The organism is Microcoleus sp. F4-D5, assembly GCF_036704885.1.
Taxonomy (GTDB): Bacteria; Cyanobacteriota; Cyanobacteriia; order Cyanobacteriales; family Microcoleaceae; genus Microcoleus.
Genome location: NZ_JAUBSX010000001.1, coordinates 203,466 through 214,414, shown reverse-complemented (window position 1 = coordinate 214,414; position 10,949 = coordinate 203,466). Strand labels below are relative to the sequence as shown.

Below are 10,949 nucleotides of genomic sequence, written 5' to 3'. Positions count from 1 at the left end.
TATTCTGGATTTTTACCAGCGTTCGGAATGGGCGATCGCTTCTACATCTACAATCATTAGCAAGCGTCCTTGAGAATTGTACAGACCTTTTAAGAAAGGAGCTAGGTCGGGACTGACATCTAGTGCTGAGACGATGCGATCGGGATTGAGAGCTAAAACTCCTTCGACGCGGGAGACGGCCAATCCCATCCGCATTTTCGACAATCTCACGTCTCGCGGATCGAGCGCTTCCACCACTAAGATGCGACTGCTTGAGTGGTCGGTGTCAACCGGATCGAGTCCTGTAAACCGTCCGAAGTCTGCTGCTGCTAAGATTTCGCCGCGCAAGTTGGTTAATCCCAGCAAAAATGGCAGGGTGTTGGGAACGGGGGAAATAGGTTGTTCTTTGAGGGAAAGCACTTCTCGCACTGCGTCTAACTCTACGCCGAACAGACTGCTACCTTGACCGAATAGGAGAAATTGCTTGGTTCCACTTGCCTGAGTCGCCGCAGCGGGGGGAGCCATTATTTTCATTGCTGATTTTTAGTTTCTAGTGTAGCTGACAAATGAGGATGTTGCTTTGGGCAGAAAGCGGAGCGATCGCGAAAGTTTTTCAGCATCACTTGTTGGGCATCAAATGCTTGGGTGAAATAAATCCCGGATTTGGCAACGGTAAATCGCTATCATTAAAGGTAAAACTTGTAGGGAATTGTGAAACCCAATTCCTTCAAAAAAAAGGGGTGCTCGCTATTATGTTTTTCGGTGAAAGCTGCCGATCGCTTTATATTCTGTTTACGCTGAAAGCAGGCGCTGCACGATTTTGACGAGTTGCTGAGGTTGAAAGGGTTTGCCGAGGTAAGCGTCAGCGCCTAAATCGGTTCCCCAAGCTTTATCGATCTCGGTGTTTTTATGAGTACAAAATACTACTGGCAAGTATGCCGTTGCGCGATCGCCCCGCAATTCTCTGATCACTTCAAATCCATTCATTCGCGGCATCACTACATCTAAAACGACCAAAGCCGGAGGGGTTTTGCGGATCATGGCGATCGCTTCTTCGCCATCGCCTGCCCGGAGCACTTCAATTCCCGCATCTATAAGAATCCGGCAGATGATTTCCTGTTCGCTGGGCACGTCGTCCACTACTAAAACTTTTGACATAATTCCACACTTCCTTGCTGTTGTTGACAGCGACAATCTTTGTTCAGAAGCAGGCGCGCTCGACTGTTTGACTGCACCGCGAACAAATTAATATACTTACAAATACAATATAGCCGATCGCCTGGTCCAAGGGAAGAAGGAAGAACGATTTGGTTATCTAAGAGAGAAGCAAGAGAAAAAACGGCGATCCCTGTATCCGCGACTTCCGTGTCGTGAATTTTACTAATTGAGAATTGGAAATTCCCAATTCCCAATTCTCAAAACTAAAACTTCGATAATCACCCGTAAATTACCGCCTTTATTAGTAACCCCACAAGCGCTTGAGTAACCAGACCGCTCAAAGTCTAAATCTAGCAAATTTGAGCCTATCATTAAGTTGTTTAGCGACAGTTGTTTTAATCGATTCTGGCAATACTGGCTCGATAATTAGCAATTGATTTTCTGGAGCGTCAGGAACTAAATTTAACATTATTTGCAAGAGTTGAAAAATACGGCCGCTTGCCCAAGCTTGTGGCGAGCAAGCTACAGGATACTGCACGGGACGATCGCTCTCGCTGTTGCGATCGCAGCCGCAAAAAAGTTCGGAGGGACGCTCGTAGGGTTGGAGCAATGTCATGTCAAATAAGCCTTGAGCTACTTCTAGGGCTTGTTCGACACGGCGCCGTGCGATCGCAGTCCAATAGCTGTCAAAGCGTTGTTGTGCGGCCAGACTGAGCCTGTGTGATAGCCGATGGGATTGTAGGCGGGAGATAAGGACGACAGGGCGCGAATTCCCCAACCGCTAAACATATTTGGAGCTTGCAATCTTTAGTATCGAGCATTGTTAGTAAAACTGGGTTCCCATCTTTTCAAAAGTTTAATTTTTGTGATTTTTTTACCTTTAAATTTGATGTGAAATTTTGATATCAAGCGCCTACATTTAATGCTTCATTTTTGGCATAAAATCATTTTTTTATCCTACTGCTTGCTAACAGCTATATTTATGAAAAAAACTTAAAACATTTTAAAAAAAGCAAAAAAAATTAAACGAGTTAGACAAAATCATAAGAATATCTCCTAACCTAATATAGCAACCGCACCCGAAGGTTAGGAGATTATTAATTGCTGAAACAAAAGCTGTTATATAGCAACTTCGGTCTTCCTTCTTCTGTCTTGCTTATTTTTACCGTGAGCGAAGCCTTTGCCCCTTATTTCTGCTGCTCTACCACAGCTAAAATGATAATAGGATGGGAGCATCTCATATTTATAAAAATACTTCTTCTGGTTCCTTCCTTCTGCCTCTTTACTTTTGCCTGCTGCCTCAAAAATTAGATTTATAGCTTGGATGCTTTCATTGAGATGTTTCCAATAGCACTCAGACATAAACGGGTATTTTCGTTGCAAACAACCCGGTTTCTTGAGTGTTGTGCGTAAGTTTTGGAGTAAATCAGGCGTGGGTTTAATCTGTATTGGCGCAGCTATCTACTTTAGAGTTCTAATTCTTTCAAATGATGCGGATGACCTTTTTGGGAAAAGCGCTCTTTTAACATTTGTCAGTAAACAGCTTCCTTCATCGCCATTGAGCATTTTTTTAACGCTGAAGCGATCGACTGCGTGTTGTCCGCAAGCGCTGCGATCTAGTTCCATAGCAGGCTCGATTGCGGCGATAAATTCTTCCACATTTTTTATTAGAACTCAGGCTAAAATCTAATTTTTATAGGAGTTACGTAAGAAATCATTTTTTACACGATATGTAGTTGTAAGGTGCGCCTAGCGCACCCTACAGGTAGAGTCTGCGCGTAAGTCCTAAAGATGTAAGTTTAAACGGGTATGGCGATTATATTCTCGCGACCTCGAACGATTTCTAGGAAATTCGCGCAGCGCTGTTACTCTTGGTACTGATTGGAAGTTTTTCCAGTTGATAGATAGCACGATATCTATGGATAAGCCTGATTGTTTTATTGATGAGGAGAGTCAAAAATTAGGAATTTTAACAATGCCATGTAAAAAAATTTATTGTCTCTAATTTATAATTTGGGCGCAAATTCAATTGAGCGCGCGACAGTCCAATTTTACTCAGTAGAGGAGTGTTGGGTTCACGAAAATTTGGACAAGGGGGCGATCGCCATCCTCGATCTCGATTCTGGCCCAGCCGAAAAGACTGCTGCAAGATCCAGTCAATCGATTTTAGATTTTAGATTTTAGATTTTAGATTTGAAGAAAGCGCTTCCACTGATAAATCAGGGGGCTGGTGATGAGCAGTCGGAGCTTTTTTCTCGCTTCACGGATGAATCCGGAGGCCCTGGACGACATTGCTTGATTGTCGTCAAATTAGTCGGTGAGTGAGAGACGGCGAGCTGCTATAATAAAGGGTTAGAGGAAAAGAACACCGATAACGCGAAAATATGGTAGCCATCCAGAACAATCTCAACATTGCCGCCCTAGAAGCAGAATACAGTCAAAAAACACCGCGAGAAATTCTCAAATTTGCCCTAGAAAACTTTGAAAATATCTCAATTTCTTTCAGCGGTGCCGAGGACGTAGTTCTGATCGATATTGCCTCAAAGATTACCAAAAACTTCCGCGTTTTCACCCTAGATACAGGCAGATTGCACTCAGAAACCTATCAGTTTTTGGAGCAAGTCAGAAAACATTACGGCATTAAATTAGAAGTAATGTTTCCCGATGCCGGAGAAGTACAAGCCCTAGTAGACGAAAAGGGATTGTTTAGTTTTTATCAAGACGGTCACAAGGAATGCTGCGGCGTGCGGAAAGTCAAGCCGCTGCGCCGCAAATTAAATACTCTCGATGCTTGGATTACCGGTCAGCGCAAAGACCAAAGTCCCAGTACCCGCAACGGTATTCCGGTCATTGAAGTTGACAGTGCATTCTCAACTCCCGACCATGAATTAATTAAATTCAACCCCTTAGCAAACTGGTCTTCGGCAGAGGTTTGGGAATATATTCGCGCTTTGGAAGTGCCTTACAACAAGTTGCACGAACGCGGTTTTGTAAGCATTGGTTGCGAACCTTGTACCAAGCCGGTATTGCCGAACCAACACGAACGCGAAGGTCGCTGGTGGTGGGAAGAAGCGACCGTAAAAGAGTGCGGTTTGCACGCTGGTAACGCACAAACATAGTAAATCACTTAAGAAGTAAGGTGCGCTAGACTCACCAAACAAATAGTAGGGTGAGTCTAGCGCACCTTACCCAAGAATAGATGCACTTCACATAAATCCTAGCCGAAAAATTCGCAATAAAAATCAACACTACTTAAGCTGAGCTTGCTCTTGAACTTTGATAGAATGATTGACATTCAGAAAAGTTTTTAAACTAGGTACTGTATGCTCGCATCAACTAGCGAATTGCTAAACACGGCCTTGAGAAATGGTTATGCGATCGGCGCTTTTAACGTCTACAACCTCGAAGGAGTAAAAGCAGTCATCAATGCGGCCGAAGCGCTGCACAGTCCTGCTATACTGCAACTTCACCCCAGCGTCCTCCTATACGGAAAATCGCCTTTAGTCGCGCTTTCTATGGAAGCCGCAGGCAAATCTTTAGTGCCGATCGCAGTACACTTAGATCACTGTACTTCAGAAAAAGACATTCACCTCGCCCTAGCCGCCGGTATCAAATCAATTATGGCAGACGGTTCTTTTTTGCCCTACGAACAAAACTTAATATTTAGCCGGGAAATGACTAAATTATCCAACGCTAACGGTGCGGTAGTTGAAGCAGAAATCGGCAGAATTAGTGGCAGGGAAGAAGGTTTGACAATCGATGAGAAAGCCGCCAAAATGACCGATCCCGTAGCAGCAGTAGAGTTTATCAAAGAAACTAATGTGGATTTTTTAGCCGTAACAATTGGTAACGTTCACGGCAAATATTTGAGCGAACCGAAACTCGATTTTCCGCGCCTGGAAAAAATTCAGGCTGCTGTTTCAGTGCCGTTAGTGATGCACGGTGCTAGCGGTTTGCCAGACTCAATGATTCATCAATCTATTAAATTCGGAGTATCGAAATTTAATGTGAATACGGAAGTTCGCGAAGCTTATATGAACGTGTTAAAAAGTAACATTTCTGAAGCACATCCGGATTTGTTGGAAATAATGGAAAAAGCTATCGATTCCATGCGATTGGTCATTGCTGACAAACTGCAACTTTTCGGTTCTGTCGGCAAAGCTTATTTGCATCAATCTCTAGACGCGGATCGACTTGACCGCAAAGAGTACCAGCAAGAAACAAACAAGCGGCAACCTATCAAGTTTCGATCAAATGTTAAAGCCTGTGTATAGTCAGGCCTTAAGTCTTATGTTGAAGTAAAAAAAACTAAAGTCCTGACTGCGAACCAGTTTTTAGTCAGGACTTCACTCGTCTCTAACCGTTTAAAAATCGATCGGGATCGATGCCAGATTCCCGCAGCCGCCGAATTAAAGACTGCAATTTAGCTTCTGCTGACTCTGCCCGCTGCCGTTGCTGTTCCGCTTCAGTCAGAATCCAATTGCCATCAACATCATACCAGCGCAACCACAGTCGATCGATTCCCTGAAACTCCCCTTGCCACAAACCCAAGCCCAAACTTAGGTCAGCAATCCACACTCGCGACTCGGGCAATTCTAATTCTTGATAGTGTCCGCCCTTCAATTCAAACACTCGCAATTTGTTAGTATAGCGGCTGAAAACCGCATAAATAGGAACCCGCAAAATTTGCTCGTAAACCTCCCATTTTCTAGGCGGTTCCTCCTTCCTCTCCGCCTCCAAAACTTGCCCGTTACCCGCAGCATTTCCCGACTGAGGTGGCAACTTTTCCTCATCGGTATTGTCGCCTAAATCTTCTTTTTCCGTTCCCGGCGAAAGCAGTTCTACAATTACAAAAGGATTCACGCCTTCCTGCCAAGTAACATAACTCATCCGCAGTTCGGATCGATCGTAAAGTCGGGGAACTCCCACAACTCCAAACCAATCCGGCCGCTTGTGCCGCAGAGTATGATGCACGTCATAATAAAGGTTCATGTCGGTGCCGCTAAATATCTCAGAAGCCGGATAATTCCGAGGTCGAAACGTCAGGCTCAACAACTGCGGCTGCAAATCGTGAAATTCGTCAGGCAAACCAGGTTCCTCCGGGTCTTCGCTGGGTAAATCGTACATCGTCGGCAGGGTTTCTCTGGGCGATCGCGGCGGATCGGTTTGCGGCACAGGATATTTAAAAGGCAACATATAATATTGAGAAATCATTGCATTTATGCTAACATTACGGGAGCATCCCAATCAGGCTTTCACTGGAGTGCAAACCGGAGAGCTAGAAGCGAGATATATCGGCTTTGCTGTGCGGGGCGATCGCACTCCTAGAAAACGATTTCAACAAAATTGGGATGATTCCTTTTCTTCCTATCTTTTGTGAAGTTAATCTAAAATCTAAAATCTAAAATCTAAAATCTAAAATTGACCGATCCGAAATTCTGCACTATGCTCGATATTCCTCAACTGATTGCTCGAGAACTTTCCCTTAATCTGTCTCAAGTCAATAATGCTCTGGAACTTTTTGCCGAGGGAGCAACTATTCCGTTTATTGCCCGCTACCGCAAAGAACGCACGGATTTGCTGAATGAAATTCAGTTGCGGGACATTTCCGATCGCTTCACCTATCTGACGGAAATTGAAGAGCGCAAAAAGTCGATTTTAGAGACGATTAGCTCTCAGGGGAAACTGACTGAAGAATTGCAAGCTAAAATCGAATCTTGTTTGCAAAAAAACGAACTCGAAGACCTTTATCTGCCTTACAAACCGAAGCGGCGGACGCGAGCGACAATTGCTAGGGAAAAAGGTTTGGAACCGCTGGCAAATTTTATCCAATGTCTGAATTTACCGACGGCTAAACCAGCAGATTTTGAGGCGGAGGCAGCTAAATACATTTCGGAAGAAAAGGGAGTTAAAACAGCAGAAGAAGCTCTAAAAGGTGCTGCGGATATTTTGGCGGAAGCGGTTTCGGAAAAAGCAGAATTGCGGGCTTATTTGCGAGAGTTTTTAATGAAAACAGGAGTTTTTGTCTCGAAAATTAAAGAGGATTTCCCGGAAGGAAGCACTAAATTTGAAATGTACCGCAATTACCAAGTTGCAGCGAGAAGCGTTCAATCGCACAATATGTTAGCGCTGTTTCGGGGGGAAACGGAAGGGGTTTTAGATTTGGAACTGGCTTTTGATGAATCTGCAGTGATGGCTTATTTGGAAGCTCAGGAAATTAGAACTAGGATACCGGAAGTTAAAGAGTTTTATCGATCGACTTTGAAGGATGCCTTCAACCGACTGATGAAGACTTCGTTAATTACAGAAGTACGATCGCACAACAAAGCCGTCGCTGATATCGAGTCGATCGCCACTTTTGAAACCAACCTCCGCGAGTTGCTGCTGTCAGCGCCGGCGGGAATGAAACCGACACTAGCGATCGATCCGGGATTTCGCACGGGGTGCAAAGTTGCCGCCCTCGATGAAACCGGGCAATTTTTAGAATATCAAGCAATTTTTCCCCACCAAGCTGCTGCTCAGCGCCAGCAAGCTGGTAAAATTGTCAAGCATTTAATTGAAAAATATAAAATTGAATTAATCGCGATCGGCAACGGTACAGCTTCCCGCGAAACAGACGAATTTGTTTCGGAAGTTTTGGCAGAAATGGAAAGAAAACCGATTAAAGTCATGGTGAATGAATCCGGTGCATCGATTTATTCAGCAAGCGAGGTGGCGATCGCCGAATTTCCCGACCTCGACATCACCGTTCGCGGCGCAGTCAGCATCGGACGGCGCTTGCAAGACCCCCTCGCCGAACTCGTGAAAATCGACCCGAAATCAATAGGAGTCGGCCAATACCAGCACGACGTTGACCAAAAACTGCTCAAAAAGAAACTCGACGAAACAGTCGAAAGCTGCGTCAACTACGTCGGAGTTGACTTAAACACAGCCTCTAAAGAACTGCTGACATTTGTATCGGGAATGACGGCAACAGTTGCCAAAAATATCGTTAATTACCGCAACGAAAACGGCGCATTTAAAAATCGCCGCCAACTCCTGAAAGTTCCCAAACTCGGGCCCAAAGCTTTTGAACAAGCAGCGGGATTTCTCCGCATTCGCGGCGGCGAAAATCCCCTAGACAATACAGCAGTTCATCCCGAAAGTTATCCTGTAGTGCAGGCGATCGCCAAGGATTTAGACTTGCCGCTGACTGATACAACACAAATATCGGAAAAAATCAAGACGGTAAACATCAAGAAATATGTCACAGAAAAAGTGGGTGAACCCACACTCCGAGATATTATTTCCGAACTAGAAAAACCGGGAAGAGACCCGCGCGCCGAGTTTAAATATGCCACTTTCCAAGCAGGAATCAAAGAAATCTCCGATTTGCAAGTTGGGATGGAATTAGAAGGCATAATCACAAATGTAGCTAACTTTGGAGCCTTTGTTGATGTGGGAGTGCACCAAGATGGTTTGGTTCACATTTCTCAATTAGCCGATCGATTCGTGGAAGATCCGAAACAGATTGTTAAAGTCGGACAAGTTGTGAAAGTGCGGGTTTTGGAGGTGAATGAGAAGTTAAAGCGGGTTAGTTTGACGATGAAGCTGCAAGAAAAACCGCAACCGCAAAATGGCAATAGCGCGAGGCTTCCGGCCCCGCGCCGACGCTGAAACTAGGGCTAAAAGCTCGATTTTTAGGCAATCTCAGCGGGTTTAGGGGCTAAGGGCGATCGGCTACAATATCGTTTCCGGTGGCATGGGAATGATACTGAGGACACGGCACTGCCCTGTCTAAAGCTGCTGTTAATAAACGTCTGTCGGGGCGACAAGTCGCCTATAACGCTGATAGAATAAGCCTCATAGCTCTTATGCCTTGTTGATAATTAGGTAGTTTATGTGGAAACAAAGAAATTAATTCAACAACAACCTGCCAATTACTAAACATCGAATCGACCCATGATTCACCCCAGAGTCCAATATAAAAAGTGCTATGCCTAGCATATTTTCTGTGGCTTTCTGTTTTTCTGCCTAGATATTCTTGAACTTGCTTTGATTTAATATCTATCCCTTGAATGATACTCTTTAAGTATGATAGCGATAGCAAAATTAATAATTTACTCAATCGGTCGCCCGTTAAATTAGTCTTCTCTAGGTTATAGCCTCCGCCTTTAAAATCTCTAAACATTTCTTCAATTCCAAATCTTTTTGCTCCATCATCAACTGCTGTTTGTATATCGACCAAGCTTGTCAGAATATACCAAGGTTCTTTTGTGGTAACATTTCGATATTTACCCAGCCATTTACCAGCTAAATTAAACCCCGTAATGGGGGCAGTTTTTCTCATCGTTACTTCTTGATTGAAAAAGCTATTTCCTGGCTCTAATCCTAGCAGTTTCAGTTCAGCCCATAACTCCTCTTCAATCTTGATACAAACATTCTTTTTTAGTCGCAAACAGAAACCTACTTTCTTCTCTCTAAGCCAGTTGGCGAGGGTAACATTACAAAATTCACGATCTCCTAACACTATCAAGTTATAATCTGATAAGGCGGCGAATACTGGCGTTAATACGAATTGTTGGTTTTCTAATGTGCTGTTCCCTTGTTTGTCAAGCATTTTCCAATAAATAGGAATAGCTCTCTTTCGCCAAATCATGCTGACCATCAAAATATTATTTGATTGCCATTTGGTTCGGTCTATTGCTAAATATACAACCTTATTCGGTTTGACAGTACCTTTAATCCAACCAATTACCAGTGACAGCCAAATATCATCTAGAATCCATTTATCCTCTGATAAAAATCTCTGAACTTTTTTTCTTCTACTTTCAAATTTAATGGGTATGGCTAGTTTTGTCGCTATGCTTTCCAATGTGACTTCTTTAATCGATTGCACTACTTGAATCAATAAAATTGTCAATAAGTAATTAGAACGTGTCAGCTTTTCTGACAAATGGGCATGATAAAATTCTGGTATCATTTAATTGTTTTTGGGTAAGAAGCTTTCTTACCCTATCTTTTTTGAGTCTATTTGTCTAGGATTGCCTCAGAGTCTGTTTTTCAGGCAACCTGTCACCCCGTCAGAATAAACGTGGGATACGCTGTAATTTCAGAGGTGGGAGAACTAGATGAATTATAAAAATTTATTGGCTGACAAACAACTTGCCTTTAGTTCTGGACAGCATCTGAGCAATTAGTTAATATAATTAAATCAGAAAACGACGATTTATTACCCGCTGATTGCCAAATTCTTAAACATAAAACACTAAAACAAATATTTTAACTTGACTGTCTTAGCCTCAAACAAGGCTAAGTAAGATAATCTCCCGATTAATCAATCGGGAGAATCTCAAAACTACTCCACAATCCAAGGAGTTAAACAAGGCGTCCAAGAAGTCAATTCTTCTTCCTTGAACCAGAGACGAATTTCCTCATTGGCAGTTTCCACAGCATCAGAACCATGAATAATATTGCGGCCGACATTAACGGCCAAATCGCCGCGAATTGTCCCCGGTTCTGAATTCAGAGGATTTGTTGCGCCAATGATTTTTCTCGCCGACGCCACAACGCCGTCGCCTTCCCACACCATCGCCACCAGGGGCCCGGAAGTGATGAAGTCTACCAGTCCCGCAAAAAAGGGTCTTTCTTTGTGTACGCCATAATGCTGTTCGGCAAGTTCGCGACTCGCCGTCATCAGCTTCATACCAACTAGCGTAAACCCTTTGGCTTCAAAACGACCGATAATTTCGCCAACGAGTCCGCGCTGTACACCATCGGGCTTAATCGCTAAAAAAGTGCGTTCCAAGATTAACTCCTACAATTTTCTTAAC

12 protein-coding genes are annotated in these 10,949 nt (G+C 43.7%); 4 read left to right on the top strand and 8 right to left on the bottom strand.

The annotated features are described in order from the left end of the window. Positions 1-12: 12 nt before the first annotated feature. The 5 genes from QUA80_RS01005 to QUA80_RS00985 all read right to left on the bottom strand — a co-directional run bounded on the left by QUA80_RS01005 (position 13) and on the right by QUA80_RS00985 (position 2,499). Positions 13-513 carry a chemotaxis protein CheW gene (locus QUA80_RS01005; RefSeq protein WP_333420533.1) on the bottom strand — a complete coding sequence of 167 codons (501 nt, stop codon included), beginning with the start codon at positions 511-513 and terminating at the stop codon, positions 13-15. A gap of 258 nt (positions 514-771) precedes the next feature. Next, a complete protein-coding gene (locus QUA80_RS01000; protein ID WP_333420531.1) occupies positions 772-1,137 on the bottom strand; it encodes a response regulator in 366 nt (121 codons plus the stop codon). 337 nt (positions 1,138-1,474) lie between these two features. Then, the gene (locus QUA80_RS00995; RefSeq protein WP_333420529.1) at positions 1,475-1,753 is read right to left on the bottom strand and encodes a hypothetical protein; all 279 of its coding nucleotides are present in this window, start codon (positions 1,751-1,753) and stop codon (positions 1,475-1,477) included. Between the two features lie 23 nt (positions 1,754-1,776). After that, complete coding sequence (locus tag QUA80_RS00990) at positions 1,777-1,926, bottom strand: hypothetical protein (protein WP_333420527.1); 150 nt, start codon at positions 1,924-1,926, stop codon at positions 1,777-1,779. Between the two features lie 330 nt (positions 1,927-2,256). Continuing rightward, positions 2,257-2,499, bottom strand: a complete 243-nt coding sequence (locus QUA80_RS00985) for a hypothetical protein (RefSeq protein WP_333420525.1) — start codon at positions 2,497-2,499, stop codon at positions 2,257-2,259. A 1,022-nt stretch (positions 2,500-3,521) separates the two neighbouring features. On the opposite strand from QUA80_RS00985, the gene QUA80_RS00980 reads away from it, so the two are divergent. Further along, positions 3,522-4,256: a phosphoadenylyl-sulfate reductase gene (locus tag QUA80_RS00980; protein WP_333420523.1), complete on the top strand. Its 735-nt coding sequence runs from the start codon at positions 3,522-3,524 to the stop codon at positions 4,254-4,256. 204 nt (positions 4,257-4,460) lie between these two features. Further along, positions 4,461-5,411, top strand: a complete 951-nt coding sequence (locus QUA80_RS00975; RefSeq protein ID WP_333420521.1) for a class II fructose-bisphosphate aldolase — start codon at positions 4,461-4,463, stop codon at positions 5,409-5,411. An 82-nt stretch (positions 5,412-5,493) separates the two neighbouring features. On the opposite strand, the gene QUA80_RS00970 is transcribed toward QUA80_RS00975, so the two are convergent. Beyond that, the gene (locus tag QUA80_RS00970; protein WP_333420656.1) at positions 5,494-6,333 is read right to left on the bottom strand and encodes a Uma2 family endonuclease; all 840 of its coding nucleotides are present in this window, start codon (positions 6,331-6,333) and stop codon (positions 5,494-5,496) included. 25 nt (positions 6,334-6,358) lie between these two features. On the opposite strand from QUA80_RS00970, the gene QUA80_RS00965 reads away from it, so the two are divergent. Together QUA80_RS00965 and QUA80_RS00960 are read left to right on the top strand one after the other, a co-directional pair. Continuing rightward, positions 6,359-6,517 (top strand): hypothetical protein, encoded by a 159-nt coding sequence (locus QUA80_RS00965; RefSeq protein ID WP_333420519.1) that lies wholly within the window; start codon positions 6,359-6,361, stop codon positions 6,515-6,517. Between the two features lie 65 nt (positions 6,518-6,582). After that, a complete protein-coding gene (locus QUA80_RS00960) occupies positions 6,583-8,793 on the top strand; it encodes a Tex family protein (RefSeq protein ID WP_333420654.1) in 2,211 nt (736 codons plus the stop codon). Between the two features lie 163 nt (positions 8,794-8,956). Here QUA80_RS00960 and QUA80_RS00955 read toward each other — a convergent pair whose 3' ends face one another. Continuing rightward, complete coding sequence (locus tag QUA80_RS00955; RefSeq protein WP_333420518.1) at positions 8,957-10,099, bottom strand: IS4 family transposase; 1,143 nt, start codon at positions 10,097-10,099, stop codon at positions 8,957-8,959. Between the two features lie 375 nt (positions 10,100-10,474). Continuing rightward, positions 10,475-10,924 carry a nucleoside-diphosphate kinase gene (gene ndk / locus QUA80_RS00950; protein WP_333420516.1) on the bottom strand — a complete coding sequence of 150 codons (450 nt, stop codon included), beginning with the start codon at positions 10,922-10,924 and terminating at the stop codon, positions 10,475-10,477. Positions 10,925-10,949 lie beyond the last annotated feature (25 nt).